18 protein-coding genes and 1 tRNA gene are annotated in these 20,173 nt (G+C 61.0%); 13 read left to right on the top strand and 6 right to left on the bottom strand.

The annotated features are described in order from the left end of the window. Positions 1 to 30: 30 nt before the first annotated feature. From GGI60_RS11280 to GGI60_RS11255, 6 genes are read left to right on the top strand one after another with little or no spacing between them, the layout of a single operon-like run. Positions 31 to 246 (top strand): hypothetical protein, encoded by a 216-nt coding sequence (locus GGI60_RS11280; protein ID WP_183915733.1) that lies wholly within the window; start codon positions 31 to 33, stop codon positions 244 to 246. A 2-nt stretch (positions 247 to 248) separates the two neighbouring features. Beyond that, positions 249 to 1,685, top strand: coding sequence for a siroheme synthase CysG (gene cysG, locus GGI60_RS11275; RefSeq protein WP_183915731.1), 1,437 nt, complete (start codon positions 249 to 251; stop codon positions 1,683 to 1,685). Between the two features lie 2 nt (positions 1,686 to 1,687). Continuing rightward, positions 1,688 to 2,002: a DUF2849 domain-containing protein gene (locus GGI60_RS11270; RefSeq protein ID WP_038688777.1), complete on the top strand. Its 315-nt coding sequence runs from the start codon at positions 1,688 to 1,690 to the stop codon at positions 2,000 to 2,002. Between the two features lie 8 nt (positions 2,003 to 2,010). Further along, a complete protein-coding gene (locus tag GGI60_RS11265; protein WP_183915729.1) occupies positions 2,011 to 3,681 on the top strand; it encodes a nitrite/sulfite reductase in 1,671 nt (556 codons plus the stop codon). 10 nt (positions 3,682 to 3,691) lie between these two features. Beyond that, entirely contained in the window at positions 3,692 to 4,204 is a 513-nt protein-coding gene (locus tag GGI60_RS11260) for a DUF934 domain-containing protein (protein ID WP_183915727.1), read from the top strand. Between the two features lie 37 nt (positions 4,205 to 4,241). Beyond that, positions 4,242 to 5,453 carry a UbiH/UbiF family hydroxylase gene (locus GGI60_RS11255; protein WP_183915725.1) on the top strand — a complete coding sequence of 404 codons (1,212 nt, stop codon included), beginning with the start codon at positions 4,242 to 4,244 and terminating at the stop codon, positions 5,451 to 5,453. Here the strand turns inward: GGI60_RS11255 and GGI60_RS11250 are convergent. Further along, entirely contained in the window at positions 5,421 to 6,383 is a 963-nt protein-coding gene (locus tag GGI60_RS11250; protein WP_183915723.1) for an AEC family transporter, read from the bottom strand. The two genes, GGI60_RS11255 and GGI60_RS11250, sit on opposite strands and share 33 nt — an antisense overlap. Positions 6,384 to 6,430: 47 nt before the next feature. After that, the gene (locus tag GGI60_RS11245; protein WP_183915721.1) at positions 6,431 to 7,180 is read right to left on the bottom strand and encodes a cytochrome c biogenesis CcdA family protein; all 750 of its coding nucleotides are present in this window, start codon (positions 7,178 to 7,180) and stop codon (positions 6,431 to 6,433) included. A 209-nt stretch (positions 7,181 to 7,389) separates the two neighbouring features. Here GGI60_RS11245 and GGI60_RS11240 point away from each other — a divergent pair. Next, positions 7,390 to 7,465: transfer RNA gene (locus GGI60_RS11240), tRNA-Lys, on the top strand. 849 nt (positions 7,466 to 8,314) lie between these two features. On the opposite strand, the gene GGI60_RS11235 is transcribed toward GGI60_RS11240, so the two are convergent. Further along, entirely contained in the window at positions 8,315 to 8,938 is a 624-nt protein-coding gene (locus GGI60_RS11235) for an outer membrane protein (RefSeq protein ID WP_183915719.1), read from the bottom strand. 262 nt (positions 8,939 to 9,200) lie between these two features. Between GGI60_RS11235 and GGI60_RS11230 the strand changes: the two genes are divergently transcribed. Both GGI60_RS11230 and GGI60_RS11225 read left to right on the top strand, forming a co-directional pair. Further along, complete coding sequence (locus tag GGI60_RS11230) at positions 9,201 to 9,371, top strand: hypothetical protein (protein WP_183915717.1); 171 nt, start codon at positions 9,201 to 9,203, stop codon at positions 9,369 to 9,371. Between the two features lie 346 nt (positions 9,372 to 9,717). Beyond that, positions 9,718 to 11,211: an FAD-dependent monooxygenase gene (locus GGI60_RS11225; RefSeq protein WP_183915715.1), complete on the top strand. Its 1,494-nt coding sequence runs from the start codon at positions 9,718 to 9,720 to the stop codon at positions 11,209 to 11,211. Between the two features lie 15 nt (positions 11,212 to 11,226). Here the strand turns inward: GGI60_RS11225 and GGI60_RS11220 are convergent, their stop codons facing one another. Next, a complete protein-coding gene (locus GGI60_RS11220; protein ID WP_183915713.1) occupies positions 11,227 to 11,964 on the bottom strand; it encodes a hypothetical protein in 738 nt (245 codons plus the stop codon). 280 nt (positions 11,965 to 12,244) lie between these two features. On the opposite strand from GGI60_RS11220, the gene GGI60_RS11215 reads away from it, so the two are divergent. From GGI60_RS11215 to GGI60_RS11205, 3 genes are all read left to right on the top strand, one after another. Then, entirely contained in the window at positions 12,245 to 13,651 is a 1,407-nt protein-coding gene (locus GGI60_RS11215) for an adenylate/guanylate cyclase domain-containing protein (protein ID WP_183915711.1), read from the top strand. A gap of 366 nt (positions 13,652 to 14,017) precedes the next feature. After that, positions 14,018 to 15,013, top strand: a complete 996-nt coding sequence (locus GGI60_RS11210) for an ornithine cyclodeaminase family protein (RefSeq protein ID WP_183915709.1) — start codon at positions 14,018 to 14,020, stop codon at positions 15,011 to 15,013. A 134-nt stretch (positions 15,014 to 15,147) separates the two neighbouring features. After that, positions 15,148 to 16,122, top strand: a complete 975-nt coding sequence (locus GGI60_RS11205; protein WP_183915707.1) for a threonine/serine dehydratase — start codon at positions 15,148 to 15,150, stop codon at positions 16,120 to 16,122. A 128-nt stretch (positions 16,123 to 16,250) separates the two neighbouring features. On the opposite strand, the gene GGI60_RS11200 is transcribed toward GGI60_RS11205, so the two are convergent. Both GGI60_RS11200 and GGI60_RS11195 read right to left on the bottom strand, forming a co-directional pair. Further along, positions 16,251 to 18,041, bottom strand: a complete 1,791-nt coding sequence (locus GGI60_RS11200; protein WP_183915705.1) for an ABC transporter ATP-binding protein — start codon at positions 18,039 to 18,041, stop codon at positions 16,251 to 16,253. Between the two features lie 223 nt (positions 18,042 to 18,264). Then, positions 18,265 to 18,474, bottom strand: coding sequence for a hypothetical protein (locus tag GGI60_RS11195; RefSeq protein WP_183915703.1), 210 nt, complete (start codon positions 18,472 to 18,474; stop codon positions 18,265 to 18,267). 675 nt (positions 18,475 to 19,149) lie between these two features. Between GGI60_RS11195 and GGI60_RS11190 the strand changes: the two genes are divergently transcribed. Next, a complete protein-coding gene (locus tag GGI60_RS11190; protein WP_183915701.1) occupies positions 19,150 to 20,148 on the top strand; it encodes a sugar phosphate isomerase/epimerase in 999 nt (332 codons plus the stop codon). Positions 20,149 to 20,173: the final 25 nt, after the last annotated feature.

Below are 20,173 nucleotides of genomic sequence, written 5' to 3'. Positions count from 1 at the left end.
CCAGTCTATCGCCTTGGAGGCACGAACGAAATGCGCCATACGCCGGTGGACGCCGTTTACCACAGGCTTTATACTGCAGCGCAACAAAGAGAGTGGGAACAGGTGGTTTTCATCAGCACGGTTGACTTTTCTCAAATCGCCGATGGTGCGAGCAAAACAATACGCGCTTGCTGGGGCTTTGGAATTTCTGTTCCTTCAATCACTTGCCGATCACGGGCATATTCTGGCAACTTCGAAGTGGATTGATGATGTCTCCCAAGACTGAGCAGCTTTCGGTATTTCCAGCCTTCTTTCGCGTGGAGGGCCAGAAAACGGCTGTCTTTGGCAATGGCGACGAAGCCTTCGCCAAGGTGCGGCTGCTGCTCAATACGCGCGCGCGGATTATCGCCTATGCCGAGAAGCCGGAAGCCGATTATCATGCCTTCCTGATCGCCAACCGCATCGAAACTGTGCGTGGCCGTTTTTCCGCCGACCAGGTCAAGGGTTCGGCGCTCGTCTTCGCCGCCACCGGCAATGAAGCCGATGACCGCGAGATCGTCGATGCCGCCCGCGCCGCCAGCATTCCGGCCAATGCCGTCGATCAGCCCGATTACTGCGATTTCTTCACGCCGGCGCTGGTCAATCGTGCCCCCGTTGCCGTCGCGATCGGCACCGAAGGGGCGGGGCCGGTTCTGGCGCAGATGATCCGCGCCCAGATCGATCAGCTTCTTTCTCCATCGCTTGGGCGTCTGGCTGCGCTGGCGACGAGCTACCGCAAGGCGGTCGATCAACTGATCCCCCGAGGCGTTTCCCGCCGGGTTTTCTGGCGCCGCTTCTTTTCCGGCGCCGTTGCGGATGCGGTCGCCAACGGCAACCTGCCGCAGGCCCGCCAGGCAGCCGACCGGCTGCTGGGGTCTATGGACAGGGTCGCGGGCCATGTCTGGCTGGTCGGCGCCGGTCCGGGTGCCGAAGACCTGCTGACGCTACGCGCACAGCGCGTGATGATGGAAGCCGACGTCATCGTTTTTGACGCGCTCGTGCCGCAGGCGATCGTCGATATGGGCCGGCGCGATGCCGAGCGGCTGTCGGTCGGCAAGCGCAAGGGCTGCCATTCGAAATCGCAGGAGGAGATTAACGAGCTGCTGGTCGAGCTCGGCCGTCAGGGGAAACGTGTCGTTCGGCTCAAGTCCGGCGACCCGCTGGTCTATGGCCGGGCAGGCGAAGAGATGGCGGCGCTGCGCGCTGCCGGCATCACCTATGAGGTCGTGCCCGGCATCACCTCGGCTTTCGCCGCCGCTGCCGATTTCGAGCTGCCGCTGACGCTGCGCGGAGTCGCTTCGTCACTGGTCTTCACCACGGGCCATGATCTCACCGGCGATGTGCTGCCCGATTGGGCAAGCCTTGCCGTTTCCGGCGCAACGATTGCCGTCTATATGGGCCGCACGGTTGCCGCCTCCGTCGCCGAGCGGCTGATGCAGGCGGGCATTCCCGCCGAAACGACAGTCGCCGTCATCGAAAATGCCAGCCGCGCGGAGCGCCGCCTGCTGCATGGCACGCTTGCCGATCTGCCGGATCTGCAGCACCGCGACGAGCTGACCGGCCCTGTCATGGTCATTATCGGCGATGCGGTCGCCGGCGCCAATTTCGAACTGTCCGAGCCGCTGGTGCGCGCGAACGCCCGGCTCGAGGAACTCGCAAGGAGCTGAATATGGTAGACAAGGTTCTGACGGCCAACCGGCTGACGGACGGCATTGCCGTCTGGCTGGATGCGAACGGGAAATGGTCCACCTCGCTGCAGGAGGCGCTTGTCGCCCGTCACAACGAAGCCGTCGAAGCGCTGGAGGCGATCGGCAAGAAATCCTATGCCGACAACGAAGTCGTTGACGTCGCCGTCGTCGACGTTCAGGAAACCAATGGCATTCTCTGGCCGCTGCGGCTTCGTGAGCGCATCCGCGCGCAGGGGCCGACCATGGAATACGCACCGGGCTACGCTCCTGCCGATCCCGAATTCATTGCAGTCTGAGGAAGACGATGTACCGTTACGACGAATTTGACCATGCCTTTGTCAGCGAGCGTGTCGAGCAGTTCCGCGATCAGGTTCAGCGCCGCCTTTCCGGCGAGCTTGCCGAGGATGCTTTCAAGCCGCTGCGCCTGATGAACGGCGTCTACCTGCAGCTTCATGCCTATATGCTGCGCATCGCCATTCCCTACGGCACGCTGAGCGCGCGCCAGATGCGCATGCTCGCCCATATCGCCCGCACCTATGACCGCGGCTACGGCCACTTCACCACGCGCCAGAATCTGCAGTTCAACTGGCCGAAGCTGTCGGAAATCCCCGATGCGCTCGCCGACCTCGCCAGCGTCGAGATGCATGCGCTGCAGACCTCGGGCAACTGCATCAGAAACGTGACGGCCGATCACTTCGCCGGTGCTGCCGCCGACGAGGTCGCCGATCCGCGTCCTTATGCCGAAATCCTGCGCCAATGGTCTTCGGTCCACCCGGAATTCTCCTTCCTGCCGCGCAAATTCAAGATCGCCGTCACCGGCGCCGAGCGCGACCGCGCCGCCATTCAGGTCCATGATATCGGCCTCCACCTGAAGAAGAACGACAAGGGCGAGATCGGTTTTGCCGTCTATGTCGGCGGTGGCCAGGGCCGCACGCCGATGATCGCCAAGCTGATCCGCGACTTCCTGCCCGAGGAGGATCTGCTCTCCTACACCACGGCGATCGTGCGTGTGTACAATCTGCACGGCCGCCGCGACAACAAGTACAAGGCCCGCATCAAGATCCTGGTGCACGAAACCGGCACCGAGGAGCTGACGCGCCAGGTGGAAGCCGAATTCGCGGCGCTCAAGAATAGCGAACTGAAGCTGCCCGAACAGGATGTCGAGGCGATCGCCGCCTATTTCGCGCTGCCTGATCTGCCTGAGCGCGCCGAGGGCTGGGAAAACCTCGCCCGCTGGAAGAAGGCCGATCCGGCTTTCGCCCGCTGGGTCCAGCAGAATGTGCAGCCGCACAAGAACCCCGATTACGGCATGGTGACGATTTCGCTGAAACCGGTCGGCGGCATTCCGGGCGACGCCACCGACACGCAGATGGATGCAATCGCCGATCTCGCCGAGGAATATGCATTCGACGAAATTCGCGTCAGCCACGAACAGAACCTGATCCTGCCGCATGTGGCGCTGGCCGATCTCGAAGCCATCTATCGCGGCCTCGTCGCCATCGATCTCGCCGAAGCCAATGCGGGCCTGATCACCGATATTATTGCCTGTCCGGGGCTGGACTATTGCGCGCTCGCCAATGCGCGCTCCATTCCGGTGGCGCAGGAAATCTCCCGCCGCTTCGGCAATCCCGAACGCCAGGCCGAGATCGGCGAGCTGAAGATCAAGATCTCCGGCTGCATCAATGCCTGCGGCCACCACCATGTCGGCCATATCGGCCTGCTTGGTGTGGAGAAGAAGGGCGCCGAACTCTATCAGATCACGCTGGGCGGCTCGGGCGACGAACATACCTCGATCGGCGAGATTATCGGCCGCGGCTTCGAGCCGGACCGGGTGACGGATGCGATCGAGACGATCGTCGACACCTATCTCGGCTTGCGCCTCGATCCGTCCGAGACCTTCCTCGCCGCCTACCGCCGTGTCGGTCCGCAGCCCTTCAAGACTGCGCTCTACGGCTCGGCTGCCGAAGCGGCATAAGGAGGGGATGATGACGAAGATCTGGAAGGAAACCGGTTTTGTCGAGAACGATCCTTGGGTGATCGAGACCGACGAAGTGAAGGCGAGTGGCGAGCAGAAGCCGCTGCTCGGCCTCGACGAGCTGATCGCCAAGGCCGACGAAAGCAACGATATCGGCCTTGGCGTGCTGATCAAGCCGGCTGACGACGTGCGCCGGCTGGAGCCCTATCTCTCTCGCCTTGACATCATCGCCGTCGCCTTCCCGGCTTTTAACGACGGCCGTGCCTTCAGCCATGCCTCGCTGCTGCGCCAGCGCTTGGGCTACACCAACGAGCTGCGCGCCGTCGGCGACGTGCTGATCGACCAGGTGCCCCTGATGCTGCGCGTCGGCATCGACAGTTTCTCGGTCAGCAACGCCACAGCACTGAAGCGGCTTTCCGAAAACCGTCTTCCCGCCATTCCCCATCATTATCAGCCGGCGGTGCGTGACGCCGAAGCCGGCAAGGGCTATAGTTGGCGCCGTCAGGCGAAGCCGGCCGCATAAGCGGCCGGTCCGCCTCTTGCGATGGCGGAACAATAGCATGAAGACATTTGAAATCGCGGTGATCGGTGGCGGTCTCGCCGGCATGATCGCGGCAATCGCGCTGGCGCGCGGCGGCCGCAGCGTGGCGCTGGTTGCATCGGTTGCCGCTAAGGAGGACCGGCGCACGACGGCGCTGATGGATCAATCCATCCGCTTCCTCGATCGGCTGACGCTCTGGGACAAGCTGCGCCCGGCGGCAGCACCTCTGACCAGCATGCGCATCATCGACGGCACCGACCGGCTGCTGCGCGCGCCGACAACGACATTCCGCGCCGCCGAAGTCGGCCTCGATGCCTTCGGCTATAATTTCCCCAACAAAGCGCTGACCGACATCCTCGAACAGGCCACGGCCGGCGAGGGCAATATCAGCCGCTTCACCGATATGGCCGAATCGATCGAGATCTCGGCCGAGAGAGTGTCGATCACGCTTGCCGGCGGTGATACCTTCGCGGCCGATTTTGCCGTCGGTGCCGACGGCCGCGGTTCGAAGCTGCGCGAGACATCCGGGATCGGCGTGCGCAACTGGTCCTATCCGCAATCGGCCATGGTGATGAATTTCGCCCATTCCCTGCCGCATCAAAACATCTCGAGCGAATTCCACACCAAACACGGCCCGTTCACCCAAGTGCCGCTGCCGGGCAGCCGCTCGAGCCTTGTCTGGGTGCAGGATCCCGCTGAGGCGGCCGCCCGCATGGAATTGCCGCTTGCCGAACTCGGCCGCCTTGTCGAGGCGCAGATGCAGTCCATGCTCGGCAAGGTCGATGTGGAGGAGGGCGTCCAGCTCTGGCCGCTCTCCGGCATGATGGCGCATCGCTTCGGCAAGGGGCGCATCGCGCTGATCGGCGAGGCCGCCCATGTTTTCCCGCCGATCGGGGCGCAAGGGCTGAACCTTAGCCTCCGCGATATCATGGCGCTTGTCGACATCCTCTGCGACAGAGCGGAATTGCCGGTGCCGGCCGATGCCGGCGACAGCTTCGACCGCAAACGCCGCGCCGACATCATGACGCGCACCGCCAGTGTCGATCTTCTCAACCGCTCGCTGCTTTCGGATTTCCTGCCGGTGCAGATGCTGCGGGCTGCCGGCCTGCATATCCTCTCGGCCATTCCGCCGCTGCGCAACCTCGTCATGCGCGAGGGGATCGAGCCCGGCCGCGGCTTCCGCGACATTCCGGATTCCCTAAAGGAAAAGCTGAAGCGAAAGAAGGCCTGAGCGGATCACGATCAGCCAGAGCGAAACGCTTGCCACCGAAAGCACCGTCGTGATCAGGATCGTCGCCGAGGCGCGCTCCTGCCACACCCCATATTGCTGCCCGATGACGAAGACGTTGGTCGCCGTCGGCAATGAGGCGAGCAGCACGGCGGCCTGGATCCAGACCGGCTCGAAACCGCTGACAGCCGTCAGCGCGATGAAAACCGCGATGGGGTGCAGGATCAGCTTGGCCGGTACGATATAGGAGATCTCTGCCGGAATCCGCTTGAGCGGCCGCAGCGCCAGGGTCACGCCCATGGCAAAGAGCGCGCAGGGCGCGGCCGCCTGGGCGAGGTAATCGACCAGGCGCTGAAACGCCAGCGGCTGGTCGAGATGCAGGGCGGCCACGGAAAAGCCTGCCGCCGTCGACAGGATGAAGGGATGCAGCGCTACCTTCCGGGCGATATCGGCGGCAAGCCGGCCCGCTGAACGCTTGTCGTCGCCGGCCGCCGCCATCAGCGCCGGCGCGACGATGAAATGCAGCGCGTTCTCGAAACAGATGATCAGCGCCACCGGCACAGCGGCACCTTCGCCGAGCGCCAGCAGCGCCAGGCCCGGCCCCATATAGCCGATATTGCCATAGGCGCCGGCAAAGGACTGGATGGTGCAATCATCAAGCGGATTGCCGCGGACGAAACGGCCGATGGCAAAGAGCAGGACGAACACCGCATAGGTCGCGGCGATATCGGTGACGATGAAGTCGACCCGCGTCAGCTCTTCGATCGGCGTGCGCGAAACGAGCTTGAAGAACAATGCGGGCAGGGCGGCATAGATGATGAAGGTATTCAGCCAGCCGAGCGCCTCGGCCGGCTGCTTCGTCGCCTTGGCGGCGATGTAACCGATCAGGATCAGGCCGAAGAACGGCAGGAGCAGGCTGACGATATCGGCCAAGAGGTCTTCCAGTGCGCGGGAATGATCGGCGGGTAGGGGAGACCGGTTTAGCCGATTTGCATCAGGATCGGAAAGGTCTGCTGGAACCAGATCGCCACATCGCTGACCCAGCCGAACAGGAAGGCGAGGCCGGTGAGGATGAGGAAGACGCCCATCACCTTTTCCACCGTGCCGAGATGGCGGCGGAAGCGCGACAGGAAGCGCATGAAGGCGCCGGAAAAGCCGGCGGCGATCCAGAAGGGAATCGCAAGGCCCAGCGAATAGACGGCGAGCAACCCGGCGCCGGAGCCGACCGTCTCGCGCGAGGCGGCGACACCGAGGATCGCGCCGAGCACCGGGCCGATGCAGGGCGTCCAGCCAAAGGCGAAGGCCAGGCCCATGACATAGGCGCCCGTCAGTGTCGCCGGCTTGCCGCCGCTCTGGAAGCGCGCCTCGCGGGCGAGCAACCCGATTCGGAAGAGACCGAGGAAATTCAGCCCCATGACGATGATGATCAGCCCGCCGATCTTGGAGAGCAGGTCGAGATGCTGGCGCAGGGCCATGCCGATGCTGGACGCCCCGGCGCCGAGCGTCACGAAGACGGTGGCAAAGCCGAGCGTGAAGAGCAGCGCCGAGAACAGCACGCCGCGCCTGATATCGGGCGCCACCGCAACCGCCGAGCCGCCGCGGAACTGCTCGACGGATATTCCCGCCATATAGCAGAGATAGGGCGGGACGAGGGGAAGCACGCAGGGCGAAAGAAAGGAAAGCGCCCCGGCTATCAACGCGCTCCACAGGGAAATATCGGCAATCGACACGCATTCTCTCCGGCTGCAATCTGCGCCCTGTTCCTAGCTTTGCGAGGCTGCGATTGCCAATCACCTTTTTGCGCTTGGCACCGACGTGTCGCGACATGCGCAAGAAATGTGCCGATCACTGGAAAAAGCCGAATTTTTCGGTTGACCGCAATGGGTCGCCTGCCTATGTTCCGCCCACTTCCAGCCGGGGCTTCACACCTTCGGAAAGGGAGAGCGTAGCTCAGCCGGTAGAGCAACTGACTTTTAATCAGTAGGTCTCGGGTTCGAACCCCGACGCTCTCACCATAAATCAAAGACTTACAAGAAAATATGTAACTTTTGCGACCCTCGTAGGGTCACAGGCGTCACACGGCTAATCCGTCGTACGCTCTGCATCGTCGCATTCATCGCGCGCGATGATTGACCCATCATTTGATGACGAGGGATGGCGGGAGCCCTATCTAGCCAGGATTGGACGCGTAGGCCTGCGGAGAAAACGAGTGACTGCATTCTTGGCCGAGATCTGAATCGGGGGTGTAATCACGCCTGTTCCAAGATACTGTCGCCCTTTATTCAGGGAGAGTGTTTCGGTGAAGCCAAAACCCGCCGCCATTAGTCTCCCTTGTGATCAAACCAAGCAACTCCGCCTCTGTATCACAGGGAGAATATTGATCTTCCAAGACCTCGACACTGCCACCTTTGTCAGCGATCTCGCCAAGCATAGTCTTGATATCCACGCGAAGCCCTTACCCAAATAGCCGACAGCCAAAGGTGAGAGCATTACCCCATCGCGTCTAAGAGTGAATATCACAATTTCTCGATATGAAAATTTACACTTCTATCAAGCTGCCCTCGCAACAAGAGCAGGACCGATGACGCCCCGCGATCTCAGGCGAGACATGTGGCAAAGACAGCCACCGAGAATCGATGCCCGAGAAATCCGGCGAAATCGGATCTGCAAAGTGGCGGCCAGCGGGACAGTCGCCTCAGGGCAGCGGGAGGTGAGAGTAATCACTTCTTTTCGATCGGCGCGCGGCTCACCGTTAAACGGTCTGGCCCCATATGGCGCGCGTGAACCGCGACGTGACTCGGAGGAATAAAAAAGCCCCGCCGAAAATGGCGAGGCTCTGATGCTACCGATCCGAGGAAGTCTTATTAGAACTTCACACCGATACCGAACTTCAGTTCGTGCTGATCGAGGTCGACATCAACGCCCAGGATGTCTTTTTCGCCGTAGTCGTTGAAGCGATATTCGCCGCGGGCGAAGATGTTGTTGGTGATGGCAAAGTCGACGCCGGCACCGACGGTGTAACCGTTGAACGTCTCGGTTTCCTTGTCGAGACCGGGCGCATCGACGTAACCGCGGGTGGCGGCCCAGCCGGCTGCGCCGTAAATCAGAGCCCTATCAAAGGCGTAGCCAACACGACCGCGAACGGCTCCAGCCCAATCCGTCCCGATTTCTGCGCCGAGCGCGTCCTCTTCATTCCAATTGTATTCGAGGTTTCCTTCGATGCCCACGACAAAGTTATCGAACTGGAAGTTGTAACCTGCGAACCCGCCGAAGACGCCGCCGTTAAAATCCTCAGAGGCAGAGGCACCGCCGGCACTGAAATCACCGTTCAACCAAGCGGCGCCGCCATCGATACCGAAATACGGACCCGACCAGGTGAAAACAGGTGCTGCCGCAACCGGGGCGGTCGGGGCCTCCTGAACGACATCGGCCGCGAACGCAGTGGTAGCGACAAGTGCGAGAAAGGTAGTGGCGATAGTTAATTTCATTTTCGTACCCCATGGAGCTAAATTAGCACCATAATATATAGCAGCCGTTCAACAGAAGGCTGTAGCGGTAATGACACACTCGCCAAATTGTACGCTCGCACGAGTTATTTTATCGCCGAGAGAGGGCGGGCCGAAGCCGGTGTTGTCAGAAATTGTCCTGATGCGGGCACACGGATCGTCGATTTGCCTTTCCGAAACATCCAACCCGGAACCAAACGCGTTCGCATTCGCTTTGACGACTGAGCAATTTTGGAGATCCCACATGGAAAAGACACCCAAAACCGCAATCCGCGGAATGATGTTATACGTGCTCGCTCTCATCGTCTTGGGCGTTCTGGCGGGCGCTGTCTACACGATCTATGGCCATCCCGCCGATCCATCGGAGCGGCCGGCGGCTGAGACCATTCCGCAAAAGGCCACAGCTCCACAGTGAGTGGCACACCATGCCAGCGTTCTTGGTCGCCCTTCGAGAACGAATGGTGAAACGGAAGACGTTTTGCCAAAGCCGGCGCTGACCCGGTCTGGTCGTGTAGGAGCGCCTGGGTTCTGCGTCGGGAAGCCGCAAAAGCGGCAACGAAAAGGGCTTTGGAAGGCAAGGCGGAAATCCTGACGCAAGTCCTTCCCACCAGTAGAGAGCTTATATTTATAGGGGGAACAACCTGCGACAGGGGAATTCGGCACCTTGGCAGACCCGATCAAACTGCAGGAACACCCACCCGGGCAGCTCGACCCGGAACGCCGAGACGTTATCTAGACAGTCGCAGCAGAGGAGTTTGCGGATGAGGGAACATGCGGTCGTGATTGCTGGAGGCGGGCCGACGGGGCTGATGCTGGCCGGCGAACTGGCCTTGGCGGGCATCGGTGTCGCCATTGTCGAGCGTCGCTTGAACCAGGAGGTCGTCGGTTCGCGTGCTGGCGGCCTGAGTGCGCGCACGCTCGAGGTTTTGGATCAGCGGGGCATCGTCGAGCGGTTTCTGGCGGAAGGGCAGATCGCCCAGGTCACCGGTTTCGCGGTCACGCGGCTGGATATCAGCGATTTTCCAACGCGGCACAATTACGGTCTGGCGCTGCGGCAGAAGCATATCGAGCGCATTCTCGCCGGATGGGTCGACGAGCTGCCGGTCGCGATCTATCGCGGTTGCGAGCTGACGGGCTTCGTGCAGGACGCTTCCGGTCTGACCATCGAACTCTCCGACGCTTCGGAAATCCGGGCAAGCTATCTCGTCGGCTGCGATGGCGGCCGCAGCCTGGTTCGCAAGCTGGCCGGCATTGAATTTCCCGGATTGGATGCGACGACCAGCAATATTCTCGCCGAGGCCGAGATGGAGGAAGAGCCGCCGCTCGGCGTCCATCGCACGGCGCTCGGCATGCATGCCTTCGGCCGCGAGGATTATGAAATTCGCGACGGCAAGGTCGTCTTTGCCAGCGAAGGCCCGATCAATGTCATGGTGACGGAAAAGAATGCCGGCGCGGCAGGCGAGCCGACGCTCGGCGATCTCAGGCAAGCGCTGATCGCCGCCTGCGGAACGGATTATGGAATCCATGGTCTCAAGTGGATTTCCAGGTTCACCGACATGTCGCGGCAGGCGGCAGCCTATCGCAAGGGCCGGGTTTTCCTGGCGGGTGACGCCGCGCATGTGCATTCGCCGGTGGGCGGGCAGGGGCTCAACACCGGCGTGCAGGACGCCGTCAATCTCGGCTGGAAGCTTGCCCAGGTGGTGAAGGGACTATCGCCTGAGTCCCTGCTCGATACTTATCATGCCGAGCGACATCCGGTCGCCGCCCGCGTGTTGCGCACGACAATGGCCCAGGTCGCCCTGCAGCGCACTGATGACCGCACCGAAGCCCTCAGAGATATCGTGCTGGAGCTGCTTGGGCTGGAGGAGGCCCGCAAGACGATCGCCGGCGAAATGTCCGGACTTGCCCTCCGCTACGATCTCGGCGAGGGACACCCGCTGCTCGGCCGCCGCATGCCCGACTTCGACCTCGCCACGCCTGACGGGTCCATCCGTGTCTTTGCGCTCCTTAGAGACGCGCGGCCGGTGCTGTTGAATCTCGGCGCAGCCGGCAGCCTCGACATCACGCCATGGTCAGGCCGCGTTCGACTGGTTCAGGCGAGTTACGGTGGTCCGTGGGAGCTGCCTGTGTTCGGGGCGGTCTCGGCGCCGAGCGCGGTGCTGATCCGACCCGATGGATATGTGGCATGGGTCGGCGAGGGGACGCAGGATGGTCTTCACGACGCGATGATCACCTGGTTCGGACCACCCGGCTGAGAGCCGCAGAGCCGGTCAAGCGGCGAGTTGGACCGAGCCGCCGTCCAGTATCGCCTCGCGTTCCGGCATCGGCCGCCCGCGGCGCTCCCACGTGCGGCGGCTGATGCCGAAGGCCTCCCAGGGGCGGGACTGGCTCAGCGAGTTGGCGAGATAGTCGGCCCTGGCAACGGCGCCGGCGGCGCGGCGTTGCTTCTCTTTCCGGCTCTGCTCGCGCTGGCGCCGCTTTGCCTTTTGCAGTTTTGCCCTTTTCGCCTTCGGCACGTCGAAGGCGCCGATGGTGCGGATATCGAGCGCGCAGCGTTCGGCGTAGCTCAGATGCAGGGCATGGCCGAGCGCGTCGGCGGAAAGCGGGGAAAAGCGCACCTTCGTCCGCTCATAGATGATTTCCTCGATCGCGGCCTTCCCGGCCCGGGGGACCCACCGGGCCGCCCAGCCGAGCACCACCTCGACAAACTCTTCCTTGAACTCGACGAAAGCGAGGCTGGCGATCACCTCGACATAGATCAGGGCGTCATCCGCCTCCGGCACGATCTCTCCATGGCGGTGCCGGATCAATTTCTCGATCTCGCGTATGCGGCCGCGGAAATGGTTCCAGCGACCGCCCCGCATCCGGCGCTGCACGGCCTTGTAGCCCAGCAGACAGTCGCCGATTTTGATCGCCGTGATATCCCGTGCAACTGCGTCCGAACGGCCGGATTTTTCGGCCCGCTGCGCCAATGGAGCCCCTTCATCCGCGCCGACGAGACGATCCATCGTTTCTCCTTTGTGAACTGCCCCACGGGGGCGAAACGACTGATTGTAGCGGAAGTTGAGGGGGTGACGTTCACCTTTTGTGCACTATTCACATAAATTTTCACAGCCGTGATGTAATCGAGTAACGGCTGATCCTTTGGCCGGATTTCACGGTGGCGACGGCCTGGTCGGCCGGAAAACAAGCGGCATCCGGGGCTGTTGATTTCTATTGGGAGGCTCCCGTGTTATGATGCCGGAACCGGCCTCGTTCGCCGATGTTGTCTGCACAGAGACTTGTCTAATGAGCGAAGTGGACGTGCTTTTTGCCACCCTGCGACAGGCGGCTGACCCGCAGACGGTCGAGTGCATCGAAAAGGTTGTCAGGCATGGCGCCGATCGCGATCTCAATCGCATCAACGCCCTTGCTTTCGCCGAAAAACACCATCTCGACGAAGAGAAAACCATCGCCGCCTTTCTCCACGCCGCCCGTATAGGCGCGTTCGAGATGACCTGGAATGTGCTCTGCCCGGGATGCGGCGGCGTCCTTGACAGCGGCGCGACCCTGAAAGGCGTCGTCCAGGACACCTATCATTGCGCGCTCTGTGCCGCCGGATATGAACCGACCCTCGACGAGATGGTCGAGGTCACCTTCACGGTCAGTCCACGGGTGCGCAGGATTGCCGCCCACGAGCCAGACCGGCTGCCGCCGCTCGAATATTATCGCCAGATCTTCTTCAGCTCCGGCGTCGACCTGCCGGAGGATCTGGAAGCCAAGTTCGCAAGCATCCTTCTGGAGATGATCGAGCTGGCGCCCGGCGAGAAAGCATTCGTGTCGCTGCAGCTGCCGTCGCAATTCGTCATCATCTTCGATGCCGTGACACATTCGGCGCAGTTCATTGATGTGCAGGGCGAACCCACCAACGAACGCCAGAACCTCTCGATGGTCATCAGCCGCGGGCATGCGCTGAACGAGACCGTCACGATGCGTCCCGGCCTGCTGCGGCTGACCCTTGAGAACCATACCGATCGCAGGGTGGTGCCGAACGTCTGTGTTGCCGGAGATGATCTACATGATCTGCTGGGCCGCCGCCGGGCCTTTCTGACGGCCAAGCGCCTGCTGACGAACCAGAGCTTTCGCGACATTTACCGGACCGATACGCTCGACGTCGACCAGCGTCTGAAGATCACCAGTCTGACGTTCCTCTTCACCGATCTCAGGGGCTCGACCGCGCTTTACGAGCGCGTCGGAGATCTTGCCGCTTTCGACCTTGTGCGGGCGCATTTCCGCGTGCTTCACGAGATCGTCGCCACCGAGGCCGGTGCGGTCGTCAAGACGATCGGCGATGCAGTCATGGCGACCTTCCCGAGCCCGGATCGCGCGGTGGCGGCCGCACTCAGAATGCGCGAGGCGATGCGCCGGTTGAATGCCGAACACGGCAGCGAAGACCTGCTCCTGAAAATCGGCATCCACGAAGGACCCTGCCTTGCCGTCAACCTGAACGACCGGCAGGACTATTTCGGCCAGACCGTCAATATCGCCTCCCGCGTCCAGGGCCTTGCCGATCCCAACGTAATTATGACGACGGAAGCGATCGTCGAAAATGCCCATGTCTCGGAGATCCTGCGTGACAGCGGCGTAACATCAGCTTCCCGGATGGCGGAACTTCAAGGCATCGGCAGAGAGGTCAGGATCTTCGCCTTGTCGTGAGCGTCGTTCCGCTGACGCAGGTATCGAGGCGCAAGCGCGTTCGACCTGAACGCGGCGTACCGGCGCGGCGACACGCCTCGTTTGCTGATCATGGCCGCGAACTGACGGCGCGATCATTCTAACAGAGGCGCCACCAGCGAGTGTTTTTGCAGGTGGAGGCGGACGCGGCCGGAATATCTGAATTTCCCCAAAATCCCACATCTTCTGCCGTCTTGTCGATGCAATGATGATCGCACGCAGATCCCGGCAATAGATTCCGGAGGAGTGCATGAACAAGAGCATCCATAGCCGAGCGGCGCCGTGGATCCTGTCTGGCGGGTGTGGGGACGCGCCTGTGCCTGAAACTTGAGAACAGGGAGGCAATGGATGCAAACGCTGCTGCTTAATAAGGAGGACGTAGGAAGGCTGATCTGCATGCGCGACGTCATCGCTGCAGTGGAAGAAGCCTACAAAGCCTTCAACAGCGATCAGGTGGTGCAGCCCGATTATATAGGGATACATCTCCCGTCACCTCGTGGGGAAGTGGATTTCAAGCTTGGCTACAACAAAGCCAATGAAGTGATTTCCATGAAGGCATCGTCCGGAGGTTTTATCGATAACCCGGCGGCGCATGGGGTGCCGAGCGGCATGGGCACGATCCTCCTCTTCGATGCGAGAAGCTGCGCGCTGACCTGCGTCATGGACGGAAGCCTGATCACCGGCCTCAGAACCGGAGCCGCCGGAGCTGTCTCGGTGAAAGCACTGGCGCGGAAAGATGCCAGGAAAGTCGCTTCGATCGGGACGGGAAACCAGGCGAGAATGCAGATCCGCGCGATCAACGAGATCATGGCGATCGAAGAGATCCATGCCTGGGACAGCCATCCGGAGACGCTTGCGAGGTACAAGGCGGATATCGACAGCGAGTTCGGCATTTCCGTCGTCACGGCGAATTCCAAACGGGCAGCTGTTGAGCAGGCCGACATCCTGGTTACGACCACCCGTGGGAAGGGGTCGGTTGTGGAAGCGGATTGGGTCAAGGCCGGCACGCACATCGTTGCCATCGGCACCGATCAGAGGGGCAAACAGGAACTGGATCCTGAGATATTCAGGAACGCCAAGGTGGTGGTCGATTCAATGGCGCAGTGTGTCGAAAAGGGTGAGACCTGGCATCCGTTGGACAGAAATATCATCGCCAGAAACGATATTCATGGAGAGATCGGCGAGATTTTGCTGGGGCGAAAGCCGGGCAGAGAAAATGATGACGAGGTCACCATTTTCGACTCCACGGGAATGGCTATCCAAGACAATGTTACAGCGAACAGAATTTACCGCAACGCAATAGACAGGGGCGCCGGAACGTTCTTTGAATTCTTCAAATCCTGACGGAGGCCGTGCGCTCTTCCGACCGGCTTGCGAGAAAATCCAAGGCTTGGCCCTCAAATCAAAACAACCGTCGATGAGCGCTCTGCGCCAATATTCGCAAGAATGTCGGCCGGAAGCGGAAGGCGAGGAGCATCATGCGCAACTACCCGACTATTCAGGACATACGCGAAGCCAGAGAAAGGCTTAAGCCCCACATCAGGCACACGCCGCTGCTACGTGCGGAAAAAATAGAGAAAGACGTTGGCTGCCAGCTCTATCTTAAGCCTGAGACGCTGCAGATCACCGGCGCATTCAAAATCCGCGGCGCTCTCAACAAGGCGCTTTCGCTTCCGCGACAGGAGCTTGCAAACGGCGTCATCGCCAGTTCGTCGGGCAACCACGCCCAGGGGCTTTCTTACGCGGCGAGGATGCTCGGCATAAAAGTGATCTTGGTGCTCCCGGTTACCACGCCGGCAATCAAGATCGCCAACACGCGGGCTCTCGGCGCCGAAGTCATTCTGTTCGACGGTGATACTGCTGCCAGATGGAAAAAGGTCTATGAAATCGCCGAGCAAAACAACTACGCGACCATTCACGGGTTTGAGGATCCCGTTGTCATGGCAGGGCAGGGCACGATCGGATGTGAGATACTGGATGATTTGGACGATGTGGATACGGTCATCGTGCCCGTCGGTGGCGGAGGGCTTATCTCAGGCATTGCCACTGCCATCAAGGAAACAAAACCCTCGGTGCGGGTCATAGGCGCTGAGCCCGCTTTGACGCCGAAGTATTTCCATAGCCGAATCAATAAGGAACGCACCTCGTTTCCGCTGAAGAACACCATCGCGGACGGCTTGAGGATAAGCGTTCCGGGGCAGAACCCGTATCCGATCATCGAAAAATATGTCGACGAGATCGTCCTTGTTGATGATGAACATATCATCGCAGGCATGCGTAGCCTTGCGAGGGATGCGAAGCTGATCGCTGAACCGGCCGCATCGATCGGTATCGGAGCTCTGCTCGCCGGCTCGATAGAAGTCAGGCCGGATGAAAAGGTCTGTGCGGTTTTGACTGGCGGTAACTGGGATTTGTGCGACCTGGCCGAGATATACCGGGCTGCCGAGCAGTAGGGCGCAGGGTTGCCGTGGGAGAACGAAATCGCGCCAGCCGACGCCCACCGCGGCCTCAGCCTGGAGAAGCTCGACCGCAGCGCCATTGTCGTTATCAAAAGCCGGGGCGTCAGCCCCGGCATTCCTGTTTAGGCCACCAAGCCCTTGGTGAGTTCCAGCGCCTGCCGTTCGAACAGCCGGCGGTAAATGCCGCCATTGAGCCGGATCAAGGCCTGGTGGTCGCCTTCTTCGACGATCTTGCCCTTGTCGAAGACAAGCAGCCGGTCGAGCGCCCGCACCGTCGACAGGCGGTGGGCGATGACAAGGGTCGTGCGGCCGTCCATCAGCCGTTCCATGGCCTGCTGGATCTGCACTTCGCTTTCGCTGTCGAGGCTCGACGTCGCCTCGTCCAGGATGAGGATTGGTGCATCAGCCAGGAAGGCGCGAGCGATGGCCACGCGCTGCCGTTCGCCGCCCGACAGCTTGACTCCGCGTTCACCGACCATCGTTTCATAGCCCTTGGGAAGACCTATGATGAAGCTGTGCGCATTGGCCTGTTTCGCCGCCTGCTCGATCTCGCGCCGCGAGGCGTTCGGCCGGCCGTAGGCGATGTTTTCCGCCAGCGTGCGATGGAACAGGATCGGCTCCTGCTGCACGATGGCGATCTGGCCGCGCAGGTCCGATTGCCGGACGTCGGCGATATCCTGTCCGTCAATGCGGATGGCTCCCGAATTCACGTCATAGAGGCGCTGGATGAGCTTGACGAAGGTTGTTTTGCCCGAGCCCGAATGCCCAACCAGGCCGACACGCTCGCCCGCTTTGATGGTGACGGAAAAGTCCTGATAAAGCGGATCGGGATGAGCACCATACTGGAAGGTGACGCGATCGAAGACGATCTCGCCCGTGTCGATGGCGATCGCCCTGGCGTCCGGCTTGTCCTCGACACCAAGCGGCATCTGGTCGAGCAGCACCAGCTCTTCCATGTCGTTGACGGCGCGCTGCAGGTTGCGGATGTCCTGGCCGACATTGCGCAGATAGCCCTGCAGAACGAAGAACATTGCGAGCACGAAGGTGATGTCCCCGGGCGTCGCCAGCCCACGCTGCCACATGACCAGGCCCGTTCCCAGGATGCCGGCCTGCATGGAAACCATCATGAAGCCCTGGATCGTGCCGCTCAACGTGCCGCGTTTCCAAGTTCGTCGGGTTCGCCTGTCCCATTTGGCAAGCACGTGGCGCAGGCGCGCCTCCTCACGGCTTTCAGCGCCAAAGGCCTTGACCACCGAGTTGCAGCTGATGGCATCGGCCAGCGCGCCGCCAAGCTTGGTGTCCCAGGCATTGGCAAGCCTTGCCGCCGGCGACACGAAACCCATCGAAAGCGCCACTGTCGCGCCGATATAGATCAGCGATCCTGTTGCGACGAACAGGCCCATGACCGGCCAGTAGCTGCCGAGCACAAGACTGGCTCCAATGAGCATGACGATGGAGGGCAACAGCGCGACCAGCAACAGGTCGTTGAGGGAATCTAGCGCCCACATGCCGCGGGTGATCTTGCGCACCGTCGAACCAGCAAAGCTGTTGGCGTGCCAGTCGGTCGAGAACCGCTGCACCTTGTGGAAGCCGCTATTGACCACATCAGCCATGATGCGCAGCGTCAGTCGGATGATCCCGTTGAAGATGAACCAGCGCAATGCGACGCTGGTGAGGCCAAGAACCACCACGACGGCAAAGGCGCTGAGCGCGCCATTGGCCGCATTGCCGCCGGCAATGGCATCGACGATCCGGCCGGAAAACACCGGCACCATGACCTCGGCCAGCGTGCTTGATATGACCAGCACGATGATGGCGCCGACCAGAGCGCGCTGATGGCTCCAGTGACGAAAAACAAAGCCAAGCACCTGGCGATAGGCGTCGGCGCGGAAATCGAGCTTCTTGCGCGTCATTTTAATCTGCCCGGCCCGTATTCCGGCAACCGGCCTCAAATCGAGAGTTGAATGACACAGCCCGGGCGGGAGACGAAATGATCCCGTCAGATCAATCGGGCCATGAAAAATGAAAAACCGCATGTCGGGCGCGCTGGGGGCGGGCCGCGAATGGCAATGACCTACTGTCGTCGCATGCCATGCGGGAAGCTGTCGATGAATGCTGCTGTCATGCAACGCCTCCCTATGTTCGATCTGAAGCGGTAAGCGCTTTGTAGCGAAGCTCTTCGCCATTGCCAAGTGGGAAATTACAACCCTGCGGAAAGTGATGCGAAAACCACACAATCCAAAGGCTGGGAAAGCTCGTGGTGGTGCTGAGGATAGCAAGTTCGGCCGCCTGCTCGCGGCCATTGAACACAGCAACGGCTGCCTGACAGTCACCGTTCTTGATCAAACACGCTGCCTCCGCAATTCGCCAAGGACCCGTCAACTGCCTCTTCCAGCGTCAGATTTGACGTATCGAGGATTTCGCATCCAAATGCGGCCGCTTCATCCCGCAGAAAGCCGGCCCAGTTCATCATATCCGGGTTTGCCGAATCCGGCTGGCCTCGGTCGATCGAAAGTCGACCGGTCCTGGTCTCGTCGCAATCGAGGAGGGTGCAAGCGTAGGACTAGATTCCTGCCTGTCCCACAGGTTCGGTTAGGAAGGAAAGGCGCGACTGACCCACGAACAGGATACTTCGTCCTTCCGTCAGGAGTGGAGATAGTCCGAGTCATCCATTCGAAGGTGGCTGCTTTCTGCCATCCTTCGACGGAGCCGAATTCATGGCATATCTTGTATCGTCGGTATGCCGATGCTGTCCTTGTGAAACACGTCTATCTCTTGGCCGTGCGGGCGGCCAATCGCGGCGGCGATCGTTGTCTTCCCGGCGCCAGATGCGCCCGTGAGAATGACGAGTCGCATGACTTCCCTTGATGGCAACCGAGAAGCCTGGCGCAGACCTATATCGCAGGCCGTCATTTCGCCAACTGCTTTTGTGGGACATTGCATTAATGCTGCGCTGCAGCATAGCTTTCGCTTTACAAAAACAAAATAAACTGTGAAGTAGTGTGCAACTTCACAGATGGGATGAATGCCTTGAGCCAGACTCGTTTTGCCACACGACTGAATTCCTTCGCCTCCGGCGCACACCTTGCTTGGCCGGGACAATCTGGCAAGCCGTCCGTCATGCAGATGGCGGAGCGTGCGGCCCGCGTCCAAGGATTGACCGATCTCGATCTCAACTACCCCGATCACGTGAACGACAATCCGGCTGAACTGTCGCGGATGCTTGGTAATCTAGGCCTGCAGATCAATGGCTTCGCCATGCGGTACTACACGAATCCGGATTTCAAGCTCGGCGCGTTCACCCATCCCGAAGAAGCAGTTCGCCGCGAGGCGATCGAGCTGACGAAGAAAGGCATCGATGCCGCGCGCGAGGCCGGCGCAAATCTGATGACCATCTGGCTCGGTCAGGATGGCTTCGATTACGCTTTCCAGGCCGATTATGCCAGGATGTGGCAACACGAAATCGACGGAATCCGTGAAGTTTGTCAACACGATCCGGATTGCTTGATCTCCATCGAATACAAGCCGAACGAGCCGCGCTCCTACAGCCTGCTGCCTGATGCAGCGACAACGCTCCTCGCCATCAAGCAGGTCGGCGCCGAGAATCTCGGGGTGACGCTCGATTTCGCCCATGTTCTCTATGCCGACGAGCAGCCCGCATTCGCGGCGGCCCTGATCGCACGTCACAGCCGGGTTCTCGGCGTCCATCTGAACGATGGCTACGCCAAGCGCGACGACGGGTTGATGGTCGGCGCTGTTCACACGCTGCAGACCGTCGAACTGCTCCGCCAGATTCGCCGGGACGGCTATGACGGTGCGATCTACTTCGACACGTTCCCCGATATGACCGGTCTCGACCCGGTCCGCGAATGCGAGGTCAACATCAAGACGGTCCAACGGATGTTGAGGGTCGTCGACCGCCTCGAGCAGGACAATCGCCTTTCGAGCGCGATTGACCGACAGGACGCCGTTTCCACGCAGGCCATCGTACAGGATTTGATGCTCGGCGCGGACCACTGAACCGACTTAACCCTCCGGGAGGAAT

Origin of the sequence: Rhizobium lentis, assembly GCF_014200175.1 — a bacterium.
GTDB lineage: Bacteria > Pseudomonadota > Alphaproteobacteria > Rhizobiales > Rhizobiaceae > Rhizobium > Rhizobium mulingense.
The sequence above is the reverse complement of the archived record's forward strand: the minus strand, read 5'-3'. Positions and strand labels throughout refer to the sequence as shown.

Bases quoted from the DNA above. Each gene is read 5' to 3' on its own strand.
- GGI60_RS11280 (WP_183915733.1), top strand. From the start codon at position 31: ATGCGCCATACGCCGGTGGACGCCGTTTACCACAGGCTTTATACTGCA.
- cysG (WP_183915731.1), top strand. From the start codon at position 249: ATGTCTCCCAAGACTGAGCAGCTTTCGGTATTTCCAGCCTTCTTTCGC.
- GGI60_RS11270 (WP_038688777.1), top strand. From the start codon at position 1,688: ATGGTAGACAAGGTTCTGACGGCCAACCGGCTGACGGACGGCATTGCC.
- GGI60_RS11265 (WP_183915729.1), top strand. From the start codon at position 2,011: ATGTACCGTTACGACGAATTTGACCATGCCTTTGTCAGCGAGCGTGTC.
- GGI60_RS11260 (WP_183915727.1), top strand. From the start codon at position 3,692: ATGACGAAGATCTGGAAGGAAACCGGTTTTGTCGAGAACGATCCTTGG.
- GGI60_RS11255 (WP_183915725.1), top strand. From the start codon at position 4,242: ATGAAGACATTTGAAATCGCGGTGATCGGTGGCGGTCTCGCCGGCATG.
- GGI60_RS11235 (WP_183915719.1), bottom strand. From the start codon at position 8,938: ATGAAATTAACTATCGCCACTACCTTTCTCGCACTTGTCGCTACCACT.
- GGI60_RS11230 (WP_183915717.1), top strand. From the start codon at position 9,201: ATGGAAAAGACACCCAAAACCGCAATCCGCGGAATGATGTTATACGTG.
- GGI60_RS11225 (WP_183915715.1), top strand. From the start codon at position 9,718: ATGAGGGAACATGCGGTCGTGATTGCTGGAGGCGGGCCGACGGGGCTG.
- GGI60_RS11220 (WP_183915713.1), bottom strand. From the start codon at position 11,964: ATGGATCGTCTCGTCGGCGCGGATGAAGGGGCTCCATTGGCGCAGCGG.
- GGI60_RS11215 (WP_183915711.1), top strand. From the start codon at position 12,245: ATGAGCGAAGTGGACGTGCTTTTTGCCACCCTGCGACAGGCGGCTGAC.
- GGI60_RS11210 (WP_183915709.1), top strand. From the start codon at position 14,018: ATGCAAACGCTGCTGCTTAATAAGGAGGACGTAGGAAGGCTGATCTGC.
- GGI60_RS11205 (WP_183915707.1), top strand. From the start codon at position 15,148: ATGCGCAACTACCCGACTATTCAGGACATACGCGAAGCCAGAGAAAGG.
- GGI60_RS11200 (WP_183915705.1), bottom strand. From the start codon at position 18,041: ATGACGCGCAAGAAGCTCGATTTCCGCGCCGACGCCTATCGCCAGGTG.
- GGI60_RS11190 (WP_183915701.1), top strand. From the start codon at position 19,150: ATGAATGCCTTGAGCCAGACTCGTTTTGCCACACGACTGAATTCCTTC.